We start from the raw sequence: 26107 nt of genomic DNA, 5'->3' as shown, positions 1-26107 counted from the left end.
CTTCACATTTTTTGTTTTTTGCAGGACAGCCCTGCTTATAATAACAATCCTAACACAATAATTATAGTAAAAAAGGTTATAAAAAAACCCAAGGTTTTAAACCTTAGGTTTTTTATTTTTACTCAATAAGTTATTTTACCAATTTACTGGGCAAGTTCCATTGCCATTAACGCTACCGCATTCAATTACTGGTTTATCTGGAGTTACTCTTTCACATTTGTTGCTTTTTATTGTCATTTCAAATGTTGATGATACGCAACAAACTTTTTCATCTTCAGTTAATGTTGCTTTAACTTTACCTTTAACTACATAGCCAGTGAATTCAGTTGATTCAATTAACATAATATCACTTAATGAATATTTGTATCCATTTCCATCAACTAATTTTTCTTTTAATTTAGTTTCAACAGCTTCTTTAGTTAGAGCTTCTTGACCAAAATCAATACCTTCAAAAGCAGTAAAAACTGTAGTTAATTGAGTTTTAACTCTTTCAAATAATTCAGCTACACCAGCAACTTCTTCTTTAAACATTTTATATCCGTCAAAGTAAACATTGCCTTGTTCCCATTTGAAGTTCCAGTTTTCTTTTTTGTAGTTTTCAATTTCTTCATCTAGTTTTTTAATTTTAGCTTGAACTTCTAATAGATTTCCACAATTAACTTTACCTTTATAATCATTAACTAAGTTCTTAACTTTTCCTTCTAATGTTTCTTGAGATGTTGGTGCTGCAGGAGTATCTAAACCTTTCTTTGCTCCGTCAAGTCTGAAGTCAGTTGCATAGAATTTTCCAGCCCATCCAAGATCCTTGAATACCTTGAATTCAATCTTAGTATCTTTTCCAACATATGGTTGAAGTTTAAGAGCTGTGTCTTTAGAAATATTGAATGTTGCATATCCTCTAGAATCTGCTGCATTAAATACATTGTAATCAACAAGCATTGTTACTGTTGGATGTGTGCTTTCAATGTTAGTTACTTCAATTACTCTACCTCTTTCTTGTCCAGCAAATGCTGATGGAAGAACTCCATAGATAGATCCTTCAAGTTTTGTATCTCTTGGTAGTATAGAAATAATTTCAGCTACATTATTAGCAACAAGTTTGCCACCTTCATATTTAGCGTGATCTTCAACTCTAAATTGAATCTTAGATCCAACTGAAAGTGTGTCAAATCTCTTAGCTGAGAAGATGTCAGCATCTCTAATGTCAAGAAGAGTTTTTTCTCCATGAATATCTACAACTTCAAGATATTTGCTTCCGTCTTTGTCAGTTACTTCAACAATTGGGAATGTCTTTGTTGCAGAGTGGTCAATTTTAACAATCTTGTTAGAAGCATCTCTGAAACTATTAACTTCGATAACGTCTAGGTGATCACCATAATTTAATGGGAATACAGATGTATCGTTCCAGCTATTTCTATCAAATAATTTACCGTCAGTATCTTCTACTGTATCTTTGAATTGAGAAGAAGTAGAGTTAAGAACTCTGTAAAGGTCTCCACCAACGTATTTAGAAACTACGTTAAATACGATAACTGTTGCAGTATCTCTACCGTCGCCAAGTTTAACGCCCTTCCAAGCATCTCTTGCTCCGTCAGAATTAAATCCAGCATATACGTTAGGAATTCTGTATCCAGCTTCATAATTTCTGAAACCAATTAATAATAAAGCTTCATTAATTCCTGAAACTTTCTTCATAATGTTGTTATATGGGTTAGCTACATAAACTTCAGTTTTATCAGTAACTCTTAAAGATAAATCTCCCATATTTGCAAGTACATTATGGAATGTAATAGTGTTAGCTTTTGTTTTATCAGATTTAAATCCTACAGTAACATATGATGTTCTATCATTAATCTTTTCTTTATTATCTTTTAGTGTCCAAATATCTTTATATAGAGTAGTTTCAACTGTATTATCTGCTACTTCTGCCCAAGTTGAATTGTCAGCTTTAACACTTGCGTAAGCATTTCCAACAGCTAATTCAGATGGGTTACCAAGTTCGATAATGTGAGTTACTTCTTTCTTGTCATTAACAAGAACTCTTACTAGAGAACCTAACATATATTTATCAAAGTTGATAGAATATACAGTTACATATTGAGATCTTCCAGCTTTTAGTGGGTTTACATAAACCGTATCAGCTGTGATTGTGTATTCTTTATCTTTTTCTTCATTAAGAACTAATTTGCTCTTGTTAAGTTCAGATACGATACCTCTAACTTCGTTAGCTGGTACTCTCTTGAATTCTTTCATGTAGAATAAAGCATTGTAAAGCATTGTGAATGCATCTGCTCTGTTTGCTGCTGCATTAGAATCTGCAACGTTTACGTCTTCAAGAATTCCAAGTTCAGCTGCCCAAGTCATCCAAGATGTAGCCCATTTAGCATTTTTAACCATATCAGCAGTTAAATCTTTTTTAACTAAAACTACTAACATTTTTGCAAGTTCAGCATATGAAACGTTTCTATCTGGTTTGAAAGATCCGTCTGGATATCCTGCTAACATTGCAATGCCGTTAGCTGATGATGGTCTTGTTGTTCCAACATTGATTACACCATTTGCCCAGTGTGCTAAATCAACATCTGAGTAAATTTTAAGAGAACCTTGTAGTTGTTTAGCTAGGTCTTCATTACCATTAGCTAAAACTAAAAGTCTTGTGATTTCTGCTCTTGTGATATTTTTGTCATATCCCATTGAGCCATCTTCGTAACCTTCAACGAATTTTTTGTCGATAATATATTGGATTTTGTTGTCTTTTCCAACTATCTTTTCGACTTTTTCTCCGTTTTCTGCTTTTTTAGCATCTTTTGATGCTTCAGCTTCGGCTGCGAAGACATTTGCGAATGTTCCTAATACCATTACTAGTGCTAGTATTAAGGAAAGTACTTTTTTGTTCATAGTCTTGCGACCTCCTTAAAAATTTTTGTAGACTCTACAAAAGTCTTCTTCGGATAATTCCGAATATAGAGGTGGCAATTAAACGTCCTCTTCGAATATTTAATTGTCATTGTCCTCTTTACAATTACTATTATACACTATTTTTTTATTTGTAAAATTACATTTATATTACAAAAATATAATTTATGAAATATTTAAGAAATAATGTTTTAGTAATTATTTATTATTATAGCAGATATTGTTTTTTATGGGAAATTTTTTTGATATATTGGAGGGAATGTCCTCGACATTTTTTTTATACAAGGAGTGTCCTCCTTTTCTTTTTTATTTTTAACAGGACAGCCCTAAAAGGACAGCCCTGCTTTTTTTCTTTGTTTAATGGGGACAGTCCACAAGCGACAGTCCCCCGACATTTTTTTATACAAGGAGGGGCTGTCTTTAGTAAATTGAGCGTAGCGACCTTTACGTAAGGCTGTCCTCCTTTTCTTTTTTATTTTTAGCAGGACAGCCCTAAAAGGACAGCCCTGCTTTTTTTCTTGTTTAATTGGGACAGTCCACAAGAGACAGTCCCCAATATTTCAATCTTTTGTTTAGTTTTCTGCAGTTTTTGCCTCTCTTGTTTTGGATATTGCAAGAGCAATTATTATTGTTACTATCATTGGCATTATCCAGTATAGGCCGTGATTTTCAAGTGGCAGCATTTTAAATGGTTTTTCTAAGGCTTTTAAATATCCCCTATCAAGTATTGCCGCTAAAAGTCCAAGGACTAAGTTTGTATAAACTGGAATTTGATATACTAAATCGTCTTTGATTTTTTTATTAAACATCCCTAATATTATAAGTGTTGTGCAGCAGGGGTAGATTATTTCAAGGATTGGGGCTGAAATTTTTATAATTTCTTGCACTCCTAATACAGAAATAACTCCGCTTACTACTGATGCAATTACAACTACTTGTCCATAAGAAAATCTACCATTTAATAGATTGGTAAAATAGGATGCTGTTGCTGATACAAGACCTATGGCTGTTGTTAAACAGGCAAGTAATACTATTATTCCTAATATATATACTCCTATTTTGCCAAGAAGGCCATTTGTTACGTCTACTAAAAGTTTTGTGTTGTCTATATCAACCGGGATAGATTTGTCCATGGAAAGGGTCGCCCCAATGTGGGCAAGGCCTCCATAAACTATGGCCAAACAAATGGCTGCTGTTGTGCCTGATGCTATGGTTATTTCAAATTCTCCTAGTTTATCGCCCAGTTTTAAGTCTTTAACGGCATTTATTATTACTAGGGCGAACATACATGATGCTAAAGCATCCATTGTCTGATAGCCATCTCTTATTCCTCTTTTTACTACTCCTTCAACAAGGCTTGTGTCTGCAATTTCCCCAAGAGGGCTTGTAAATCCTTTAAAAATAAGTATGCCAACGCAAATTATTAGGGCTGGTGTTAAAAATTTCCCTACTATATCAACTACTTTATTAGCTCGTATGGTTAGTAGTATTACTAATCCAAAGAAGATGATTGCAAATAAATATTTTGAAAATCCGCTTCCAAATATTGGGAGGATTCCAATTTCATATGATGTGGCACCTGTTCTTGGCATTGCTAAGAATGGTCCTATGCAAAGTATGATTGCAAGGGATAAAATTACGGCAAATTTTTTATTTACTCTTGAACCTAGTTTTATTATATCTCCGTCAAAATTTGCAAGGGCAATTATTCCTATGAGTCCAAGGCCTGCGTCGGCTATTGTAAATCCAATACTTGATTTGATCCAGTCGCCACCTGATATAAATCCTAGATATGGCGGGAAAATTAGGTTGCCTGCACCAAAATACATAGCGAATAGTGCGAATCCGATTACAATTATACTTTTAAAATGTTTCTGTTTCATAATTCCTCCCTTTAAAAATAATTGCATTTTTAATATTTTTTTATTTTTTTTACACATATATTTTATAAATAAATATTATAGCAAAGCCAACTTATAATTATCAAGTATTTCGAGAGTTTTTATGGCTAAATAAAAAATATATTAAAAAAATTATAGACTTTTTTTAAATTTAAAGCAATTCATTTTTGTAAAAATCAAAAAAGCTATGTTTTTGTTAGATGGGGACTGTCCCTCTTTTATTTTTTAAGGAGGGCTGTCTTTTGCAGCCCTAGCCCAATGAAGCCAAGCGGAGCGAAGGCTGAATTGTGGCAGGACTCACGCAAAGAATCCCCAAGAGTGCGACTGAAAGGAAGCACGATTGGAAAGATTCGACTGCAAGTAAATTGAGCATAGCGAAATTTACGTAAGGCTGTCCTCCTTGTTTTAGTTTTTCTTTTTTCTTTTCTTCTTTTATTTTAAGCAGGACAGCCCTAAAGGACAGCCCTGCAAGTTTTTTATGGGTACAGTTCTCAAGGGGCAGCCCTCCAGTCCCAGACATTTTTAATTTTTGTAAAAATCAAAAAAAGCTCAGTTTTTGCTGAGCCTTTCTCCTCTTTTATAGTTTTTTTAATACTTTTGACAAAACTATGCCTGTTACTATAACTGCAATTGATTCTATACCGATTTTTAAAATTCTTGGTGGGAGAATTACTAAAAATCCATCGCCATAAAGCTGTGTTAGCCAAATTGTGTTTAAAATTGCATGCACAAATATTGCTACCAAAATGACTGAAAATGTGATTACTGTTTCATCTTTTTTGCCCTTTAAAAAATACGAGCAAAGGCCAGGAATTAATCCTGTTAATATTGATGAAAGGGTAAAACCTAGGTGGATTGTCCCCATGGGATTTATGGCAACACCAACAAGATCAGTAACAAGACCACAAAGCCCGCCAACTAAGGGGCCAAATAAGGTGCCCGATAAAATTAGGGGCATCCAGCCTAATCCTACTCTTAAATTTGCTGTAAGCATTACTGATAAAAATCTTGTCAACACTACTGAAAGGGCACATAAAAATGAAGCCCTAACAAGCACTTTTGTATTAATGACTTGTCTTTCCATAAAAAAAGCTCCTTTCTTAAAATTAAGAGAGAGCTAAACAGCGGCCGCAATAAAGAATCATAAGACTTTGCTTTCGTCCGGGAACAACAACCCATTTCCCGGCACTTGACGCTCTTTACCTACTCTGTCATTTCCATTATAATTGAATATATATAAAAGGTAAAGAGGTAAAATTATGAATGAAATAGATTGGCTTTTAAATAGAGAAACTCCTATGGTAGATTTTTCAACTGAAAATATTTCTCTTTTGCTTGAGCTTTTGGATAGGCCGCAGGATAAGATAAAGACTCTGCACGTTACGGGAACTAATGCCAAGGGATCTGTTGTAAGTTTTTTAAAATATGCCATGGCTGAAAATTCTTATAGGGTGGGAGCTTTCACCTCCCCCTTTATTTCCAATATTAATGAATGTATTGAAATTAATGAGGAAAAAATTTCAGATGAGGATTATGAAAAGATTTTAAGAGAAATTCATCCCCTCGTTAATAGGCTTGATAAGGAGGAAAAATATGTTACAGGTTTTGAAATTCAAGTTGCCTGTGCCTTTCTTTATTTTTACAAGAAAAAAGTTTCCTTAGCAATTATTGAGGTTGGCCTTGGCGGCCGTTTTGATGCCACAAATGTTATGAAAAAGCCCTTGGCGGCAATTTTTACGCCAATTTCCTATGACCATATAAATATTTTAGGCAAAAGTTTAAAGGAAATTGCTTGGAATAAGGGCGGAATTATAAAGGACGGGGTTCCTTCCTTTTCCTATCCCCAAAGGGATGAAGCCTTTAATGAACTGGTTGCCATTTGCCAGGAAAAAAATTCTAATCTTGTAACTTTTGAAATGAGTGATGTTAAAAATTTGTCATCTGGCATTTGGGGAAATTCTTTTGATTTTATGGGCTTTAAAAATGTAAAAACAAGTTTAATTGGTAACCACCAAGCCTATAATGCATCCCTTGCTCTATTGGTCCTAGATTATCTTAAAAAATATTATAAACTTGATGATGAAAAAATAAAATCCGGAATTGAAAGGGCAAAAAATACCGGTAGGCTTGAAATTATTTCTAGGAAGCCCTTAATTTTAATTGACGGGGCCCATAATATGGAGGCCATAGATGCCCTTTTGGAAAATCTTAAAAAATTTTCTTATAGAAATTTGATTTTAGGTTTTTCAATTTTAAGGGACAAGGACAGAGAAAATATTATTGAGAAAATGGTAAGGATTTCTAAAAAAATTGTGCTTACGGAAATTGATTCATTTAGGAAAAGTGAAATATCAGATTTGGTGGATATTTTTGAGACATTTTCTGGTGATGATAGTGAAATTTATGAAGACCTTGATGTGAAAAAAGCCTTTGAAAAAAGCCTTGAACTTGCTGGAGATGAGGATTTAATTTTGTGGTGCGGCTCTTTTTATCTTATTAAGGAAATTAGAAAATTTGTTTTGGAAGAATAGCCATTGTTGCTATTCTTCTTTTATTTTATTATTTTTATCTTAGGAGGGCTGTCTTTTGCAGCCCTAGCCCAATGAAGCCAAGCAAAGCGAAGGCCGAATTGTGGCAGGGACAGCAGACAATTGCATTCAAATCAAAGATTTGAACAATTGGTTGCATCAGACCTACTAAGACTCGCTATGCTCACCAAGTTAGGTCTGGATCATGCAAAGAATCCCCAAGAGTGCTACTAAAAGGAAGCACGATTGGAATGATTCGACTGCAAGCGAATGGGCGTAAGGCTGTCCTCCTTGTTTTAGTTTTAGTTTTATTTTTTTATTTTCTTCACATTTTTTATTTTAAGCAGGACAGCCCTACAGTCGCTCTCGCTCCTTAAGGACAGCCCTGCATGTTTTATTAAATGGGGATAGTCCGTACTCTACGAGCACAAGCAAGGCTACAGTACCCAGAATTTTAGCAGGAAAGTCCTACTTGTTTTACCTATACATAAAAAAAAAGACCTTAAAGGTCTTTAATTTCTCTTCATTATAATACTCTATAATACTCTTGCTGCGCTTAAGTATCTTTCAGCATAATAATCTTCGCTTAAGGAACTTATAACAACTTTTCCAGCTCCTGAAGATGCGTGAATAAATTCGCCGCCGCCAATATAAATCCCTACATGGCTAACTCCAGATCCGCTTGTATTGAAAAATACAAGGTCGCCTTCCCTAAGTTCTAATTTTTCTATGGGTCTGCCAGCATTTGCCTGTTCGCTTGATGATCTTGGAATTGATATGCCCATTTCATTCTTGTAAATTGCATAGACAAATCCGCTGCAGTCATAACCGCCATCTCCTGTGGCCCCATAAACATATGTAGTGCCCATTTTTGAATATGCAGAAGATATAATCCTATTTACTGTTTCTGAAGCGTTACTTAAATCTTGAGGTGCATAAGTCATTTCTTTTTCAGCTTTTATTTTTGCCTTAGATTTTGCAATCTTTTCGATTTCTTTTGAATCTTCATCCATTACTTTTATTAGGCTTAAGGAATTTTCTTCGCTATCTTTTTCTTCTGTCTTTTCTACTTTTTTGCCAGTTTCAATAGCTAATTTTTCTGCTGGAAGATTGTATTTTTTGCCATTGTCATCTTTAATAATAAAATCGCCATTGTTAAAATCAACAACGTTAACACTTTCTCCTGCCTTTAAGTCTAATACTTCTTTATCATTTTTGGCTTTTGTATTTGCTTTAACTTTAACTTTTGTTTCATTTTCTCTTGTTGAAGCTATCTTTTCAATGGAATCCTTTGAAACTGTGCCTACTGTGCCATCATTGCATCTGATAACGACTGAATCTTTATTATTTTGAACTTCAACTGCATATTCGCCTATAAAAAGATTTCTAAGCACTGCTCCATCTTTTTTAATAGGTCCTTGCTTTATTACTTTATATGTTGGTACATTAACTTCTGTTAATAATATTTTACTTTGAGGAATAGTAAGTTTTGCCTTACCTTTCTTAACTATATAAGAATCTTTTGTCTTTTCAATGACATTTACTTCTTCGCCAATAGCAAAGGAAACTTGATTTCCACTATAGGTTTTTTGTATATGTTCATTTATAAATATTCCTGTGTCCTTTAAACTTACTATAGACACTGCACAAAGAGCTATAAGCCCCATTGGCAACTTATTTTTTATAGACCACAAAATTAACAACTCCTATATCTGAAATTAATTCTTTTATAGTATAGCAAAAAGATTACAAAAAAGCAACAAAAAGTTACAAAATAGTTAAAATTTTTTTAACAATCTTGTAACTTTCTTTTTTTATAAATATAAGTAAGTCTATAAGCTGCGTTCTGTTTTGTCAACTATCTATCTTGAACCCCTGTCGCCAAGAGTTTCTAGCGACCTACCAACCGGGAGATACGAGCAGCATCTCTTTTTCCTTTGCGGTCTTGCTCCGAATGGGGTTTACATGGCATTATTATCACTAATAATCCGGTGAGCTCTTACCTCGCCTTTCCACCCTTACCAAATTTTGGCGGTATATTTCTGTTGCACTAGCCTTAGGGTCGCCCCCACTTGCCGTTAGCAAGCATTCTTGCTCTATGGAGCGCAGACTTTCCTCACACCTGGTGCAGTTGACCAACTTACTTATAAATTTATTTTAGCAAGCTTTTTAATTTTATTCAAGCTTTTAATAGTCTAATAAAAAACTTGATCTATTAAATATTTCAATTTTAAGGTCTGGAAATTCTTTTAACAGTTTTTCTTTTATTCTCGGTAAAATTAATTTTTCTGAACCGAAGTGGCCAATATCCAGCATTAAAATTTTATTTTCATAGGCTCTTTGGCCTTCATGATATTTTACATCACCTGTTAAGAATAGGTCAGATTCATTTTCCAAGGCCTTGTTAAAATAATCTGATCCTGCACCGCCGCAAAGGGAAATTTTTTTAACTTTTTCTCGCCTGCCGTAGCATCTTATGCCCCTGATATTTAATTTTTCTTCAAATTCTTTTATTATTTCCCTTATGTCTTTTGGGCTTTCCAGTTCGCCAACAAGGCCGATTTCCTTTTCTTCATCTATGGCAAGGGGCTTTAAATTTTTTAATTTCAAAAAGTCAGCTAGGGCATAATTTACTCCTTCTCTTGCTATGTCTAAATTTGTGTGGGCACTATAAACTGATATCTTTTCTTCAATTAATTTTATTAAATTGTCGCCTAAATAGGTGCCTTCAATTATATTTTTTGTTCCAGTAAATAAAAGGGGGTGGTGGCTTATTATTAAATTATAACCAAGGTCTTCTGAGCTTTTTATAACTTCGTCTGTTACATCTAAGGCAAGTAAAAGGCCCTTATTTTCTCTTTCAAAATAAACCTGCTTGCCGCAGTTGTCCCAAGACAGGGCATATTCTTTTTTTGCCCAATTGTCCATATATTCAATAATATCCTTATTTTGATATTTCATAAACTAACTCCTTAAATTTTTTATTTTCTCTTTCTAAATCTTCTATTCTCTCTTTTGCCCTTAGACTTTTCTTGTCCATATGATGAAGGATAAAATTATTTTGTCCTATTTTATCTTCTAAAAAATCTATAAGACTTTTGTCTTTCCTTTCCCTTAAAATTTTTGGGACAATTAAATCCTCTTTTTCATAGGTAGTAATTTTACCTGTAAATCTTCCTACAATTATTTGAAAGTACTTTTTGTCTTCATAGATAATTTTTTCATCTAAAATTTCAAAAGCCTTGTCATATAAAAATTTCCTCAAAAAATCTGCTTGCTGCATTGGCTGCAATATAAGTTTTTCTGCTGCTCTTGCTTTTTCCATATTTCTTTCTAAAATCCTGGTAATTAAAACTCCTCCCATGCCAGCAATTATTATGTTATCAGCAGGAGGCACATTTTTTAGACCATCTGAAATAATATGATCAATTCCTCTTTCATTTGCTCTTAACTTTGTAAAATCCATAGATTTTTGAAGGCAGCTTTTTGAAATGTCAACAGCATAGATTTTTTTTGTATTTTTTTCCTCATATAGAAAATTTGGCACAAATCCATGATCTGTGCCTATATCTGCAATTATTTTATTTTCATCACAAAAATCTGCTAAAGCCCTTAGTCTTTTTGATAAATTTATCATTCCAAAAAATCCTTTAATTTTTTACTTCTTGAAGGATGGCGAAGTTTCCTTAAGGCCTTGGCTTCAATCTGTCTTATTCTCTCTCTTGTAACGTCAAATTCCTTTCCTACTTCTTCCAAAGTTCTTGCCCTTCCATCATCTAACCCAAATCTTAGGGTCAAAACTTTCTTTTCTCTTTCAGTTAATGTTTCTAAAACATAAGATAATTGTTCCTTTAAAAGAGTGAAAGTTGCCGCATCTTGAGGTGATAAAATTTCATCATCAGGGATAAAATCTCCTAAATGAGAATCTTCTTCTTCCCCAATTGGCGTTTCAAGTGACACTGGTTCTTGGGCAATTTTTTGGATTTCCCTAACCTTTTCCACATCTAAATTCATTTCCTTGGCAATTTCTTCTGGCATAGGATCACGGCCCAGTTCCTGAACAAGCTGTCTTTGAACTCTGACAAGTTTATTAATTGTTTCAACCATATGAACGGGAATTCTAATTGTTCTTGCTTGGTCAGCAATGGCTCTTGTTATGGCCTGTCTTATCCACCAAGTGGCGTAGGTTGAAAATTTAAATCCCTTTGTATAGTCAAATTTTTCAACGGCTTTCATAAGACCAAGATTCCCCTCTTGGATAAGGTCTAAAAAACTCATGCCTCTTCCAACATATCTCTTTGCTATGGAAACAACAAGTCTTAAATTTGCCTCAGCAAGTTCTTTTTTTGCTGCCTTATCTCCTTTTTCCATTCTCTTGGCAATTTCCACCTCTTCATTGCCCGTTAATAGGGGGATTTTACCAATTTCTTTTAAATACATCCTAACCGGGTCATCAACATTTATGCCCTTCGGTACAGATAAATCTTCTTTAGACGGGTCTATTTCTTCCTTATCATCAATTGATTCCTTTTCATCGTCATTTAAAAGTTCTATTCCTGATTTTTCCAAATATTTATAAATAGAATCTATTTCATCACTTTCCATAGGATATTCATCTAAGGCATAAGAAATTTCGTCATAAGTGAGATTGCCCTTTTTTTTGCCGCTCTTTTTTAAAGAATCAATTACATTGTCCATTGACTCTTTTGTCTTATCTATTTCCTCACTCATTTTTGTCCCCCCTCATTTAAATCTGATAACTTAAGATTTATTTCTTGCAATTTATTTATAAGCTCCTTTAAAGTATTTTTATCAGAAGATTTTGTTCCAGCTATTTTTTCTATTGAATCAAGAATATTTTCCTTGTCCCTTATTAAATTTGCCCTTTCAAGAGTCGTAAGATATTCAGAAATAATTTTTTTATCTTCATAGTCACTAATTTCCATAGAAGCTATATTATTTATAAATTCTCTTGTAACTAGGTCTTTTTTTATTAGACCTTGGAAAAAGTCTTCTTTTGACATTTTATTTTTGTAGTAATTATCAAGCTCTTCAAATATTATCCTTGCTGCCATATTTGAAAAACTTATAATATCTAATCTTTCTTTTATATAGGCATAGGTTTCTTCATCCTTTAGGCTATAGGAAATAAGTCCCAACTCTGCCAGAAGCTTGCCACTTTTTATATTTAATACTTTCTTTGGTTTTTGAACTTTAGTCCCTTCTTTTTTGTAGGTATTTTTCTTTAAATAACCTATATAATTATTCAAGACATTTTCATCAACCTTATATTTGCTGGCAAATTTTTTGACATAGACATCCTTTTCTATTGGGTTTTTAATGGCTGTTAAAATTTTGGCAGCAGCAATGGTAAAATCACTTAGGCCTTTGGCTTCTTTTAAATTATATTTTTCTCTTAAATTTGAAATTCTATATTCCAAATATGAATGAGCACTTTTAAGCTGACCTTCAAAGGAAATTTTTCCATATTTTTTTATATATTCATCGGGATCAAGACCTTCTGGAAGGCTGACAATCCCAGGGCTTATGCCCACAGATAAGAAAATATCAATAGCTCTATTTGTGGCATTTATACCTGCAAGATCTCCATCATAACATATATATACCTCTTTTGCGTACCTTTTAATTATTTTCGCCTGATTTTCTGTTAATGATGTTCCAAGGCTTGCTACACTATAATTTATACCACTATTGTAAAGAGAAATAACATCCATATATCCCTCAACGAGAAGAATTTTATCCCTCTTTCCCTCCTTTGAGATTATATTTAAATTAAAAAGATTTGACCCCTTGTGAAAAATTGGCGTTTCTGATGAATTTAAATATTTGGGTTTGCTATCATCCATAACTCTTCCACCAAAGGCAATTACTTCTCCTTTTGCATTAATTATTGGAAAAATAATTCTATTTCTAAATCTGTCATAGCTTTTGCTCTTGGAAGATGAAAGCAAATTTAATTCAATTAAATCTTCTTCCTTATATCCCTTATTTAAAAGATGATTTTTTAAATCATCCCATGAATCTTTTGCAAAACCAAGGCCATATTTAAGTATAGTTTTTTGGCTAAGACCCCTCTTTTGCAAATAAAATAAAGGAGCCTTGGACTCCCTTAAATTTGCAAAAAAAAGTCTTGCCGCTTCTTTATTTATCTCAAAAAATCTTTTTTTCTTTTCTTCCTCTTCTCTATTAATGGAAGATTTTGATTTTTTTAGTTCAATATTATATTTTTCTGCTAAAAACTTAATGGCTTCTGTAAAGGAAAGATTTTCTCTTTTCATGGCAAAAGTTATTACATCTCCCCCTTCGCCGCATCCAAAACACTTAAAAATCCCCTTGGATGGAGAAACTGAAAAGGACGGAGTTTTTTCGCTATGAAAGGGGCAAAGTCCCATGTAATTGGAACCTGATCTTTTTAAATCCACATATCCTGAAATAAATTCATAGATTTCTGCCCTATCTCTAATCTCCTCAAGAAGTACATCATCAATTAAAAAACTCATATAATTGACCAGCCCTTAGGAATAAAAATTTCTTTCCATTGATTAATGGCGAAGTTATCTGTCATTCCTGCTATATAATCAGTTATTATATCTTCTTTTGTTGTTTCTATGCCCTTATAAATATCTAAATGTAAACTTGGGATTTTGTCAAAATTTTTCAAATAATATTTAAAAAGCTGGGCGAGAAGAATTCTAATCTTATCATTTTCACTTTTTACAATTTTATTAAAATAGACATTTTGAAACATAAATTCCCTAAGATTCATTGTTGCCTTATAGATTTCATCCTCCATTTCCACAATTCCCTTGTCCAAAGATTTATTTACAATGGAAGTTATCATTGTATTAATCCTCTTCGAATGTGAAGAACCTAAGATTTCAGTTAAATCCTTTGGCAAATCATCTATTGTAATTATTCCCGCCCTTATTGCATCATCAATATCATGATTTATATAGGCAATCCTATCAGCAAATTTTACAATTTTCCCCTCTAGGGTTTGGGCTTCATTTGTTCCTTGATGGTTTAAAATCCCGTCTCTAACTTCAAAAGTTAAATTTAATCCCCTTCTCTTTTCGCTTGTTTCAAGTAAATCTATAACTCTTAGGGACTGCTCATAGTGTTTAAAACCCTTGGGATTTAATTCATCTAAAACGGACTCGCCATTGTGACCAAAGGGTGTGTGTCCTATATCGTGGCCAAGTGAAATGGCTTCTGTTAAATCTTCATTTAATTTTAAGGCTCTGGCGATTGTCCTTGCAATTTGACATACCTCTAATGTGTGAGTAAGCCTTGTCCTATAGTGGTCGCCTTCAGGAGCAATGAAAACTTGAGTTTTATGTTTTAACCTTCTAAAAGATTTTGAATGAATAATCCTATCCCTATCTCTTTGAAAGTCCGTCCTAATATTACATTTTTCTTCTTTTGCTTTTCTTCCCTTAGACTCTTTTACATGGCAGGCATAAGTTTGTAAAAATTTATATTCTTCTTCTTCAAATCTTTCTCTAGGATTCATAATTACCTCAAATCTAATTTATTAAGTCTTTCTATTATTATTTCAGCCGTTTCTTCAATAGCCTTATTTGAAACATCAATAACAAAGCAGCCCAAATCTTCCATAACTTGTTTTGAATAGTCAAGTTCTTCTTTAATTCTATCTATATTTGCATACTTTGCTCCACTTGAAAGCCCAAGAGATTTTAATCTTTCTTCTCTTATGGAAATTAATTTTTGGGGATTTGCAATTAATCCTATTACCCTATTTACATCCTTTTCATAGACTTCCTTTGGAACAGGAACTTCCGGCACAAGAGGAATATTTGCAACCCTAAAAAGTTTGTTGGCAAGATACATAGATAAGGGAGTTTTTGAAGTTCTAGAAATTCCCACTAGGCAAATATCTGCTTTTTTTGCCCCTCTTGGATCTTTTCCATCATCATATTTTACAGCAAATTCTATGGCCTGAACTTTTTTAAAATAATTATCGTCAAGTCTTCTAATAAGTCCAGGCTCTCTTAGGGGCGGATAGCCTAAAATATCTTCAATTTCTGCCATAGGCTCACCCATAACATCAACTGTATGAAGTTTTAATTTTTCTGACATATCCTCTATAAATTTTCTTGTTTCCAAAACAACATTTGTATATACAATTAAAGCATTTTTTAATTTTGCTGCCTCTTCCAAAAGTGGGCTAATTTGATCAATGCTATTGTGGTAGGGATATCTTCTTATTTCATAGTTTTCAGATTCAAATTGTCTGGCACTTGCCTTGGCAATAAGTTCACCTGTTTCGCCAACAGAATCTGAAATTACATATATTACTAAAGTATCTTTATCTGACATATATTCTCCTTAAATTATTTCACCCTTACAAAATTCTACAAAAATTCTATTGACATTAGTTTTTGTAAATCTACCAACTACTGTTATATCACCATTTTCTTCTGTTTCAACAACAGGAAGACCGTCAATTCCTCTCTCTTCTATAAGTCTTGCACCTTCAAAAACTGAATCTTCCGGCCCTATTGTTACTATATTGGGCATTCTTGTCATAACAAGGCTAATGGGAGTTTTGTTTAAATCCATGCCGCCAATTGTTGTTCTAATTAAATCTTTCCTAGAAACGACGCCTGTTAGCCTTCCATTATTAGTTATAAAAACTGAAGATACATCTTCCAAAAATAGACCTACTATAACATCATAGACTGAAGATTTTTCATCCATTACAAAGGGGAAGGACATATAATCCTCCACCTTTAAATTGGCAATCCTATCTTTTACAAGAGAAATTTCGGAAGCTCCCTTGTAAAAATAGCCGACATTTGGTCTTGCACCTAAAATTGAAAGCATAGTTAAAACCGCAAGGTCTGGCCTAATTGTTGCCCTTGAAACTCCAATTTTTTCTGCAATTTCATCACCAGTAGTTGGCTGGTTGGCTTTTACGAGTTCTATAATTTCAGACTGTCTTTTACTTAAATTCAAACTATCCCTACTTTCTAGTCAAGGACAATTTTGCTAATATCAAGGATTTTTCTTTGAGCTCCTTGGACTTCATTTATAAGGGCTAATCTGTTAGCCTTAATTTTTTCGTCCTTGTCCATAACCATAACTTTTTCAAAAAATTCATCTATATAGGGACATAGACCTAATAATTTGTCCATGTATGCTGAAAATTTATTTTCACTATAAAGATTTTCTAATTCTTCCTTTATTTCTTCAAATTTGTTAAAGAGATTTCTTTCTGCATCTTCCTTAAAAATTTCAGGATTAATATTTGCAAATTCTTCTTCCTTTGAAGTTAAATTGTTTATTCTTGTAAAGGATTCTGTGAATTTTGACCTATCTCCATCCTTAAACCACTTGTCAATGGATTTTGCCTTTTTAAATATTATATGGATAAGATCATTTTCTGAAATTAAGGAATCAATTACATCGTATCTTATATTTTCTTCTTCAAGCATTGTTTTCATTCTGCCCTTGAAAAATTCTAAAATGCTATTCATTACCATTATATAATCAAAGGTTAAATTCATAGTATCTACATAATTGTAAAGGGATGATGAAATTATATCTTCAAGAGAAATTTCCCAGTTATTTTCCTTAATTATATTTATAATTCCTATGGCTCCTCTTCTTAGAGCAAAGGGATCTTGAGAACCTGTTGGCACTAGATCAATGGCAAACAGACCTGCAATTGTGTCCATTTTGTCGGCAATTGAATAAATTGATCCAACTGTTGTCTTTGGAAGTTCATCGCCTGCATGCCTTGGAAGATATTGTTCAAAAATTGCAGTTTTAACTATATCTTTTTCGCCTGAAAGACCTGCATAAATAGAACCCATAACTCCTTGAAGTTCTGTAAATTCTGTTACCATTTTTGTTGTAAGGTCTGCTTTTGAAAGATAAGCTGTTCTCTTTAAGGCATTTAAGGCTTCTTCTGCAACTTCAAGGGACTTTCCTATTTTAAGGGCCAAGAGTTCATTACGTTTTGACTTTTGGCTCATATTTCCAAGTTTAGCCGCAAAGTTTACTCCTTCAAGAGCAGGGACATAAGATTCTAGTGGTTTTGATGTGTCATCTTCATAGAAAAATTTTGCATCTGAAAGTCTTGCACCTAAAACTTTTTCATTACCTTCTATTACTATATCTTCATAATCCTTATTTCCATTTCTTATAGTTATAAAATATGGAAGAAGTTCTCCCTTTGAATTGTAAATTGGTGTATAACGCAAATGATCTATCATAGTTGTTGTAATAACTTCTTTGGGAAGGATTAAAAATTCTTCTTTAATATTTCCCTTTAGGGGAGTTGGATATTCAACTATATAGACAAGCTCTTCTAATAATTTTTTATTTTCCTTAATTTCTCCGCCCAAGGACCTAGCAATTTTTTTAGATTCAACTTTTATTATTTCTTCCCTTTTCTTTTGATTTAAGATTACGTAATTTTCTTCTAAAAGTTTTTCGTAGGAATCCACACTCGGTATTTCTATATGGTCTGATCCTAAAAATCTATGGCCCTTTGTTATATTTGAAACAGGAATCCCTTCAAAGGGAAATTCTACAATTTCGTCATTAAAAAGTGATACAGCCCACCTAATTGGTCTTGGAAACCTTAAATTTTTGCCTCCCCATTTCATATTTCTAGGAAGGTTTATATCTCTTATAACTTGAGGGATTAAAGACTTTAAAAGCTCTCTAGCTTCAAGACCCTTCTTTTCAATTTTTGCAAAGGCATATAGGTTTCCCTTTACTTCTCTTTTTTCTATTTGGTCAAGAGAAATATTTTGAGATGACATAAAGCCTAAAAGAGGTTTTGTGGGATTTCCATCTTGGTCAAAGGCAATTTTAATTTGCGGTCCTCTAACTTCTTTTGAAATATCTTCTTGTCTGTCAGCTAAATTATTTATATAGAGGGCAAGCCTTCTAGGAGTTGCATAGACTTCTGTATCATCAAATTTTAAATCATTTTCTTTCAAGGCCTTTTCAGCCTTTTCCTTAAGCTGATTTATAGCAAGGTCAACAAATCTTGAAGGCAGCTCTTCAACGCCAATTTCTAAAAGATATCTATTCATTTTTGCCTCCTTTTAATAGTGGATAGCCCATTTCTTCTCTTTGCTTTAAATAACTTTCAGCAACAAGTCTTGCCAAGGCTCTTACTCTTGCAATAAAAGTTGTCCTTTCGGAAACAGAAATCGCTCCCCTTGCATCTAAAAGATTAAAGGTGTGAGAACATTTTAAGGTATAATCATAGGCATCAATAATTGTGCCATCTTCAATTATTCTATTTGCTTCCTTTTCGTAGACATCAAATAAATTTCTAAGCATTTTTACATCTGCTTCTTCAAATGCATATTTTGAATGTTCATATTCAAAAACTTTAAAGACATCTCCATAAGTGATTTTTTCATTATACATAATATCGTAAACTGAATTAACATTTTGTAAATACATGGCAATTCTTTCAAGACCATAGGTAAGCTCTGCCGATTCAAGATCAAGATTTACTCCGCCCACTTGTTGAAAATATGTGAACTGAGTAATTTCCATGCCGTCAAGCCAAACTTCCCATCCAAGACCCCATGCTCCAAGAGTTGGTGATTCCCAATTATCTTCAACAAATCTTATGTCATGCTTTTTTGGATCAATGCCAATGGCAAAAAGTGAATCCAAATAAAGTTCCTGAACATTTTCAGGTGATGGTTTTAAAATAACTTGCATTTGATGATGCTGATAAAGTCTATTAGGATTTTCTCCATAACGGCCGTCTGCCGGTCTTCTTGAAGGTTCAACATAGCAAACTTTCCATTCTTCAGGTCCAAGTGACCTTAAAAAAGTTTGGGGATTCATTGTTCCCGCTCCCTTTTCAACATCATAGGGTTGCATAATAATGCATCCTTTTTCTTTCCAATATTTTTGTAAATTAAATATTAAATCCTGGAAATACATAATTCCTCCTGTTACAAAAAATTAAGTGAATTAAAATCACTAATTTCTAAATTATATCTTATATATTTAATGAATAGTAAAAGTAAATATTTCTTCCTTTTATCATCATAATTAATATCTTTATCTAAAGAAGTATATAATAAATTTTTAAGGTAGTAAATATCTTGGGACAAAAGTTTATTGCCTTCGCCCAAATTCTTATCAGTAACTCCTATTTGCGGAGAAAAATAAGATGATCCATAGACCACAAGCCTTGGCATATAACCCATAAAAGTCATATATTTTATAATAAAGGCTAGGGCTTTTCCTCCCGGATCTTGGCTTTTATTAAAAACATTTAAAGCCTTTGACAAAAGTCCATAAATTTTTTCTAAATTATAATGCTCTAGTGTTGACTTATCAACAATCTCAAGAATTAAAGAAGCATAGACTAAATTTTTAAAAGACTGTCTTATATTATAATTAGATGAAAGCAATCTCCCTGATTTTATATAATAAAAAGTTTGACCCTTCTTAAAAAGATATAGACCTTCTGTGAAAAGCTGAGTTAAAGAAATTAAAGACGATCCCTGAGCATAGGCCCCCTTCCCCATAACTGAAATCTTTCCATATTTCTTTGTCAAGATACTTAAAATCTTTGAAGACTCTCCATGTTTAAATTCATTAATAACTATACCTTCAGTAAAATCGTTATTTATATCCAAAGTTTTTTACCTTAAGGTCATTATTACGCCAGTTTTTTTCAACCTTGACCCAAATTTTTAAATTAACTTTCGTTTCTAACATATTTTCAATATCTTCTCTGGCATAGGTGCCTATTTTTTTTATCATGGACCCGTCTTTGCCAATAATTATGGACTTTTGGGACATTCTTTCTATATATATGCTGGCCTCAATATCATAAATGTCCTTATTTTCTCTTTTCTTGAATTTATTAATTGTAACTGCAATACCATGGGGCACTTCTTCCTTTAAAAACCTAAGGGCCTTTTCCCTAATTATTTCTCCTGCAAGAAATTTTTCGCTCTTGTCAGTTATCATTTCCTCATCATAATACATGGGTCCTTCCGGAAGATTTTCTTTTAAAACTTTAAGATATTCATCAATGCCATCATTTTTTGCAGCTGAAATTGGAATTATCTCTGCAAAAATTCCTTCATTGTTATAAGTTTCTATAAGTCCTAAAATTTCTTCTTTTTTTATCTCGTCTATTTTATTGATTAAGAGAATAATTTTCTTTCCCTTTAATTCTTTTAGCTTATCAATTATTAGTCTGTCAAGTTTTCCTATGGATTTTGAAGTGTCCACAATATAAGTTACTAAATCTGCTTCATTTAGAGATTCTAGAGAAACATTTTTCATATAAGTTCCCAATTTGTTTTTAGGCTTTTGGATGCCTGGAGTGTCTAAAAAAATTATCTGCCCTTCGTCATCTGTATAGATAAAGGAAATTTTTTCCCTTGTTGTTTGAGCCTTATTTGAAACTCCTGAAATCTTTTGACCAATTATGGTATTTAAAAGAGTTGACTTGCCTACATTGGGTCTACCAACCACTGAAACATATCCTGATTTAAAGGTCATTTTTCTCCCTCCAAATCTTCCGGCCCAAAGGAATGAGGAAGAAGGTCTTCTAAAGTGTAAATTTTATAATCTTCCTTTGTATTTGCAATAATAATTTCTGGATTTTTTGAAAATTCTCTTATAACTTGCCTGCATACTCCGCAGGGAAAAGTGTAAAAAGAATCTCCAACTACGGCTATCCTTTTAATCTTTCTCTTTCCCTCACTTACTGCCTTAAAAATTGCAGTTCTTTCTGCACAATTTGTTGGAGAATAGGATGCAATTTCTATATTGCCTCCACTATAAACTGACCCATCTTCCATTTCAACGCAGGCTCCCACCTTATATTTTGAATAGGGAGTGTAGGTCATATTGTCCCTTGCGTAAAGAGCCCTTTCTATTAATTCTTCTATTTTCATATTCACCTAACCTATAACCTTAAAAACAAAAATTGCCACGCATATTCCCACAATGGCCCCGGCAATAACTTCGCTTTTTTTGTGGATTCCACCTTCAACCCTTGCCTCAGCAACAAGAAGGGCAAGACCAAAAGAAGCAACAGTAATTAAAGAATTTTCAGAAACCATACTTATTATTGTTGCTCCACAAAAGGCAATTCCGCTGTGACCGCTAATTGCCCCTCCCTGAAAATATGTACCGCCATTTCTTTTTGCCAAGAGAAATTTGCCGCCAATTGTTAATATAACAACTAAAATCAAGGCCACAAAGGCCAAATGATTATCTGCATTTTTAATTTTAAAGAGCAGAAGATCTCCCACTGATGAAAATCTGTAAAAGAAAATTAAATACCCGCAGACAATGGCATTTATGGCAGTAATTAATACTGCTCCAGCCGAAACGTCTTTTATATATTTGGCAATGGGATTATAATCTTGGACAACTAAATCTACCGTTCTTTCAATTGCAGTATTCATCATTTCTGCAAAGACAACTAAAACTATGGCAAAGAGCATTAGCATAAATTCCGTTGAGGAGATCCTAAAAAATAGGGACAAAATTATGACAGCAAGGGCTGCAAGATAATGAAATTTCATATTTTTTTCAGTTTTTAAAACGGAAACTATGCCTTGAACGGCATAATTAAATGAAGATATAAAATTTCCCTTTTTCAATTTATCACCTATAAATTCCAAGCATATCCATAATTTTTTTTTCCTTGGCCCTCATTATTTTTTTATCCTCTTCTTCTATATGATCATAACCCATTAAATGAAGGGTTGAATGAACTGTCAAATATGATAACTCTCTTGTTTCTGAATGACCAAATTCTTTGGCTTGAGAAATAACTCTTTCCATATTTATAACAATATCACCAAGGATAAGCTGGTCATTAAAGTCTTCTTCCATGGGAAAGGAAAGGACGTCAGTTTCCCTGTCAACTCCCCTAAAATCCCTATTTAGATTTTTAATTTCCTCTCCATCTACAAAGGAAACGGAAACATAGGCCTTTTTTTCAATTCCAAGGGCTCCTAAAGATGCTTCAACAGATTTTTCAACAATTTTATACATTTCATTTGTGATTTCAAGCTTATCCTGCCTATTGTCAAAATCTATTTTCATTTTTTATATTTTTCCTTTTCATATTTATCATAGGCCGCAATAATTCTAGCAACAAGCGGATGCCTTACAATATCATTTTTGCTTAAATAAGAAATCCCAATTCCCTTAACACCATCTAAAATTTTTAAAACAGTTTTTAGACCTGATTGCTTGCCCTTTGGTAGGTCTATTTGAGTAATGTCGCCTGTAATTATTGATTTTGAACCATATCCAAGTCTTGTTAAAAACATCTTCATCTGTTCGTTTGTTGTGTTTTGAGCTTCATCTAAAATTACAAAAGCGGAGTCTAAAGTTCTGCCTCTCATATAGGCAAGGGGTGCAACTTCAATAAGCCCCTTTTCAACATAGGACTGATAAGTTTCTGCTCCCAAAATTTCAAAAAGTGCATCATAAAGAGGCCTTAAATAGGGATCAACTTTATTTTGCAAATCTCCTGGCAAAAATCCTAAATTTTCACCAGCTTCAACTGCTGGCCTAGTTAAAATTATTCTATTGACTTCTTTAGCTTTAAAGGCACGAACTGCTGCCGCCATGGCAAGATATGTCTTTCCCGTTCCGGCTGGCCCTATGCCAAAGCAGATGTCATTCGAAAAAATTGCTTCAATATACCTCTTTTGGCCCAAAGTTTTTGCCTTAATTGGTTTGCCCATGGCTGTATAAACTAAAATGTCATTTAATAAATCAGTCATTGATCTGGATTCATTTTTTTTAATAAGTTCAATTGAATATCTTACATCGGCAAGGTCAATTGACTTTTGCTTTTTAAGAACTTCTAAAAGATTGTAGATTAAGGCTTCTGTCTTTTCAACATTTTCTTCTTCTCCTGAAATAACAATACTGCCACCCCGATCATTAATTGCAACTTTAAAAGACTCTTCAATTTCTTTTATATTTTCATCTAATTTTCCAAATAAAAGAACTTCAGTGTCAGAATTATTAATTTCAATAGATCTTTGTATTTTACCCAAATTAACCTCCTTAATTAATTAAATTCTACCATAAAAAGCTTTAATTTTCTATAAATATATTAAATATGAGATTAGACCATAAATATAAATTGAAAATTAATAAATCATAGGTTATAATTATAAAAGTGCTATCGTAGCTCAGTCGGTAGAGCACTACATTGGTAATGTAGAGGTCGCGGGTTCAATCCCCGCCGTTAGCTCCATTTTCATTTTAACTTCTTATAATTCGCTCTTATATGGGCGAATTTTTTTAATAAACTAAATTGCATTAAAAAGCTCCCACTTAAAAATAAAAAAGAGGAGAGCCCTGCCCTCCTCTAAATTATCTTAAAATAATTCTAATAATTCACTTATATCCGAAATTTTGTAATCAGCATTTTTTCCTTCATCTTCATTTCCATATCCATAAAGGGCAAAGGCTGATTTTAAAAAGTTTTTCTCTGCTCCCTCAATGTCATGAAACCTATCTCCTACAACTATTATTTCTTTTTCCATTTCTTTTTGAATTTTTTCTATAATTTGATCTTTGGGAATGAAGTCAAAACTTTCAGCTGCGTAAATTTTTTTAAAATATTTTTTTATATCATAGACTTCCGTTGCTATGTCCAAATATTCTACACGAGCATTTGAAAGGAGATATAAATCTTTTCCTCTTCCCCTTAAAATTTCAAGAGTTTTTTGGGAATTTTTATAAAGTTCTCCCCTTCCCTCCTTTAAATTATCGTCCATAGCTGATCCAACAATTTTCATAGCACTTTGGATTAAATCTTCTGGCAGACCATGTACAATTAATTTCCAGGCATCTCTTGCAGAATAACCTAAAAATTTTGACGCATAATCATCTGTAAGTTCAAAATCTTTTAAATAGCCCTTATCTTGCAAAAACTTTATGCCTTTTGCAAGGGCAGGTGTATAGATTTTAGAAGTTTTGTGTAGAGTGCCGTCAAAGTCAAAAATTATGGACTTGAAATTTTCTATCATATTTCTTTAAATAAATTTACCATTTCAATAGCTGTTATCGCCGCATCATAGCCCTTGTTGCCAGACTTAACTCCTGCTCTTTCAATGGCTTGTTCAAGATTTTCTGTTGTTATAACTCCAAAGATAACAGGTATTCCAGTTTCTAATGATGTTTGAGCAATACCCTTTGAAACTTCTCCTGCAACATATTCAAAGTGAGCAGTCGCTCCCCTAATTACAGCTCCAAGACAAATTACGGCATCATATTTTTTTGAAAGGGCAAGTTTTTTTGCAGTTACTGGAATTTCAAAAGCTCCCGGCACCCAAATTACTTCAATTTCTTCGTCCTTAACTCCATGTCTTGTTAGAGCATCAATGGCACCTGACAAAAGTTTTGAACCTATAAATTCGTTAAATCTTCCTACAACAATTGCGTATTTTGCTCCTTCTGAATATAAATTTGCACTATAAATTTTCATAATTACCTCCAAATATTCTATATAATTTTTTCTTATTTAATAAATTCTGCCAAAAGGTGGTTCATCTTTTCCGCCTTGGTCTTTAAGTAAAATTCATCATCTTTTGTTGACTTTATTTCAATCGAAACTCTTTCCTTTATAACCATACCAAAAGTTTTAAGAGAATAAATTTTGTCAGGATTATTTGTTAAAAGTCTAAGTTCCTTTGCGCCCAGTTCCTTTAAAATTTGTGCCCCAACTGAATAATCTCTAGCATCCTCAGGAAGGCCAAGGGCAAGATTTGCTTCAACTGTGTCAAGCCCTGAGTCTTGAAGGGCGTAGGCTTTAATTTTATTTACAAGACCGATTCCCCTTCCCTCTTGCCTCATGTATAAAAGAATCCCTCTTCCTTCTTTTTCTATTTGCATCATGGCTTTTTGCAACTGATCTCCACAGTCGCATCTTCTTGAATGGAAGGCATCTCCTGTCAAACATTCAGAGTGAACTCTTGTAAGCAAATTTTTTCCATCACCAATTTCTCCCTTCACAAGGGCGATATGATGTTCACCATTAATTGTATTTACAAAGGCATGGGCCGTAAAATCTCCAAATTCAGTTGGAAGTTTTGCCTGTGCCACATCCCTGACAATTTTTTCATGTCTTTTTCTATATCTAATTAATTCGTCAACAGTTGTGATTTTAAAATTTAATTTTTTTGCAAGGTCAAAAATTTCCATGCCCCTCATCATTTGTCCGTCATCGGCCATAATTTCGCAGCAAAGTCCCGCTTCTTTTAGACCTGCAATCCTTAAAAGGTCAACTGTTGCCTCTGTATGGCCTCCTCTTACAAAAACGCCGCCTTCTCTTGCAACAAGCGGAAACATATGACCTGGTCTTCTAAAATCTTCAGCTTTTGAATTTTCATCTACAAGTTTTTTTGCAGTCAAAGATCTTTCAAAGGCTGAAATTCCTGTTGTTGTATCCACATGGTCAACAGAAACTGTAAAGGCCGTTGAATGGTTGTCAGTATTTTCAGTAACCATTTGATTTAATTCAAGTCTTCCAGCAATTTCGCTGCTAATGGGCATACAAATTAGTCCCTTGGCATGGGATGCCATCATATTAATATTTTCACCGCTTGCAAACTGAGCCGCACAAATCATATCCCCTTCATTTTCACGATTTGGATTGTCTGTCACAATAATAATTTCTCCATTTTTTAAGGCTTCAGTTACTTCTTCAATAGTATTTATCTTCACTTTGTCCTC

General features: G+C 33.3%; 23 protein-coding genes, 1 tRNA gene, 1 other RNA gene and 1 riboswitch. Of the genes, 2 read left to right on the top strand and 23 right to left on the bottom strand.

Going from position 1 to position 26107, the window contains the following annotated elements:
- Positions 1-135: 135 nt before the first annotated feature.
- From BQ4446_RS04770 to BQ4446_RS04755, 3 genes are all read right to left on the bottom strand, one after another.
- Positions 136-2898: an S-layer homology domain-containing protein gene (locus tag BQ4446_RS04770; RefSeq protein ID WP_071027092.1), complete on the bottom strand. Its 2763-nt coding sequence runs from the start codon at positions 2896-2898 to the stop codon at positions 136-138.
- A 590-nt stretch (positions 2899-3488) separates the two neighbouring features.
- On the bottom strand, positions 3489-4799 hold the full coding sequence (gene brnQ / locus BQ4446_RS04760) for a branched-chain amino acid transport system II carrier protein (protein ID WP_071027088.1): 1311 nt from the start codon (positions 4797-4799) through the stop codon (positions 3489-3491).
- A gap of 595 nt (positions 4800-5394) precedes the next feature.
- Positions 5395-5901 (bottom strand): folate family ECF transporter S component, encoded by a 507-nt coding sequence (locus BQ4446_RS04755; RefSeq protein WP_071027086.1) that lies wholly within the window; start codon positions 5899-5901, stop codon positions 5395-5397.
- 36 nt (positions 5902-5937) lie between these two features.
- Positions 5938-6030: riboswitch (THF riboswitch) on the bottom strand.
- Positions 6031-6076: 46 nt separating this feature from the next.
- On the opposite strand from BQ4446_RS04755, the gene BQ4446_RS04750 reads away from it, so the two are divergent.
- The gene (locus BQ4446_RS04750) at positions 6077-7348 is read left to right on the top strand and encodes a bifunctional folylpolyglutamate synthase/dihydrofolate synthase (protein WP_071027085.1); all 1272 of its coding nucleotides are present in this window, start codon (positions 6077-6079) and stop codon (positions 7346-7348) included.
- Positions 7349-7881: 533 nt separating this feature from the next.
- Here the strand turns inward: BQ4446_RS04750 and BQ4446_RS04745 are convergent.
- The 17 genes from BQ4446_RS04745 to BQ4446_RS04665 all read right to left on the bottom strand — a co-directional run bounded on the left by BQ4446_RS04745 (position 7882) and on the right by BQ4446_RS04665 (position 23421).
- On the bottom strand, positions 7882-9039 hold the full coding sequence (locus BQ4446_RS04745; protein ID WP_071027083.1) for a C40 family peptidase: 1158 nt from the start codon (positions 9037-9039) through the stop codon (positions 7882-7884).
- Positions 9040-9164: 125 nt separating this feature from the next.
- An RNA gene (gene rnpB, locus BQ4446_RS04740) (RNase P RNA component class A) lies at positions 9165-9492 on the bottom strand.
- A 40-nt stretch (positions 9493-9532) separates the two neighbouring features.
- Entirely contained in the window at positions 9533-10306 is a 774-nt protein-coding gene (locus BQ4446_RS04735) for a Nif3-like dinuclear metal center hexameric protein (protein ID WP_071027081.1), read from the bottom strand.
- Positions 10290-10982 carry a tRNA (adenine(22)-N(1))-methyltransferase gene (locus BQ4446_RS04730; RefSeq protein WP_071027079.1) on the bottom strand — a complete coding sequence of 231 codons (693 nt, stop codon included), beginning with the start codon at positions 10980-10982 and terminating at the stop codon, positions 10290-10292. The genes BQ4446_RS04735 and BQ4446_RS04730 overlap by 17 nt, the downstream gene beginning before the upstream one ends.
- Complete coding sequence (gene rpoD, locus BQ4446_RS04725) at positions 10979-12076, bottom strand: RNA polymerase sigma factor RpoD (protein WP_071027077.1); 1098 nt, start codon at positions 12074-12076, stop codon at positions 10979-10981. Before rpoD ends, BQ4446_RS04730 begins: the two co-directional genes overlap by 4 nt.
- A complete protein-coding gene (gene dnaG / locus BQ4446_RS04720) occupies positions 12073-13866 on the bottom strand; it encodes a DNA primase (protein WP_071027075.1) in 1794 nt (597 codons plus the stop codon). Before dnaG ends, rpoD begins: the two co-directional genes overlap by 4 nt.
- Positions 13863-14879: a deoxyguanosinetriphosphate triphosphohydrolase gene (locus tag BQ4446_RS04715; RefSeq protein WP_071027073.1), complete on the bottom strand. Its 1017-nt coding sequence runs from the start codon at positions 14877-14879 to the stop codon at positions 13863-13865. The genes dnaG and BQ4446_RS04715 overlap by 4 nt, the downstream gene beginning before the upstream one ends.
- 2 nt (positions 14880-14881) lie before the next feature.
- The gene (locus tag BQ4446_RS04710) at positions 14882-15706 is read right to left on the bottom strand and encodes a pyruvate, water dikinase regulatory protein (RefSeq protein WP_071027071.1); all 825 of its coding nucleotides are present in this window, start codon (positions 15704-15706) and stop codon (positions 14882-14884) included.
- A 9-nt stretch (positions 15707-15715) separates the two neighbouring features.
- On the bottom strand, positions 15716-16345 hold the full coding sequence (locus tag BQ4446_RS04705; RefSeq protein WP_071027069.1) for a transcriptional regulator CcpN: 630 nt from the start codon (positions 16343-16345) through the stop codon (positions 15716-15718).
- Between the two features lie 14 nt (positions 16346-16359).
- Complete coding sequence (glyS, locus tag BQ4446_RS04700; protein ID WP_071027066.1) at positions 16360-18438, bottom strand: glycine--tRNA ligase subunit beta; 2079 nt, start codon at positions 18436-18438, stop codon at positions 16360-16362.
- Complete coding sequence (locus tag BQ4446_RS04695; protein ID WP_071027064.1) at positions 18431-19312, bottom strand: glycine--tRNA ligase subunit alpha; 882 nt, start codon at positions 19310-19312, stop codon at positions 18431-18433. Before BQ4446_RS04695 ends, glyS begins: the two co-directional genes overlap by 8 nt.
- 11 nt (positions 19313-19323) lie before the next feature.
- The gene (gene recO / locus BQ4446_RS04690; protein WP_071027059.1) at positions 19324-20016 is read right to left on the bottom strand and encodes a DNA repair protein RecO; all 693 of its coding nucleotides are present in this window, start codon (positions 20014-20016) and stop codon (positions 19324-19326) included.
- Entirely contained in the window at positions 20003-20893 is an 891-nt protein-coding gene (gene era, locus BQ4446_RS04685) for a GTPase Era (protein WP_071027057.1), read from the bottom strand. The genes recO and era overlap by 14 nt, the downstream gene beginning before the upstream one ends.
- A complete protein-coding gene (gene cdd, locus BQ4446_RS04680; RefSeq protein WP_071027055.1) occupies positions 20890-21291 on the bottom strand; it encodes a cytidine deaminase in 402 nt (133 codons plus the stop codon). The genes era and cdd overlap by 4 nt, the downstream gene beginning before the upstream one ends.
- Positions 21292-21297: 6 nt before the next feature.
- Positions 21298-22005, bottom strand: coding sequence for a diacylglycerol kinase (locus BQ4446_RS04675; RefSeq protein WP_071027053.1), 708 nt, complete (start codon positions 22003-22005; stop codon positions 21298-21300).
- A gap of 4 nt (positions 22006-22009) precedes the next feature.
- Positions 22010-22453, bottom strand: coding sequence for an rRNA maturation RNase YbeY (ybeY, locus tag BQ4446_RS04670; RefSeq protein WP_071027051.1), 444 nt, complete (start codon positions 22451-22453; stop codon positions 22010-22012).
- Complete coding sequence (locus BQ4446_RS04665) at positions 22450-23421, bottom strand: PhoH family protein (protein WP_071027049.1); 972 nt, start codon at positions 23419-23421, stop codon at positions 22450-22452. Before BQ4446_RS04665 ends, ybeY begins: the two co-directional genes overlap by 4 nt.
- Positions 23422-23548: 127 nt before the next feature.
- Here BQ4446_RS04665 and BQ4446_RS04660 point away from each other — a divergent pair.
- A tRNA-Thr gene (locus BQ4446_RS04660) sits at positions 23549-23624 on the top strand.
- A gap of 124 nt (positions 23625-23748) precedes the next feature.
- Here the strand turns inward: BQ4446_RS04660 and BQ4446_RS04655 are convergent.
- From BQ4446_RS04655 to BQ4446_RS04645, 3 genes are read right to left on the bottom strand one after another with little or no spacing between them, the layout of a single operon-like run.
- Positions 23749-24402, bottom strand: coding sequence for an HAD family hydrolase (locus BQ4446_RS04655; RefSeq protein ID WP_071027047.1), 654 nt, complete (start codon positions 24400-24402; stop codon positions 23749-23751).
- Positions 24399-24860, bottom strand: a complete 462-nt coding sequence (ribH, locus tag BQ4446_RS04650; protein WP_071027045.1) for a 6,7-dimethyl-8-ribityllumazine synthase — start codon at positions 24858-24860, stop codon at positions 24399-24401. Before ribH ends, BQ4446_RS04655 begins: the two co-directional genes overlap by 4 nt.
- 32 nt (positions 24861-24892) lie before the next feature.
- Positions 24893-26098: a bifunctional 3,4-dihydroxy-2-butanone-4-phosphate synthase/GTP cyclohydrolase II gene (locus tag BQ4446_RS04645; protein ID WP_071028317.1), complete on the bottom strand. Its 1206-nt coding sequence runs from the start codon at positions 26096-26098 to the stop codon at positions 24893-24895.
- Between the last annotated feature and the right edge of the window lie 9 nt (positions 26099-26107).

The organism is Peptoniphilus raoultii (assembly GCF_900099555.1).
Classification (GTDB): Bacteria; Bacillota; Clostridia; order Tissierellales; family Peptoniphilaceae; genus Peptoniphilus_A; species Peptoniphilus_A raoultii.
This window is presented reverse-complemented; position numbering and strand designations above follow the sequence as displayed.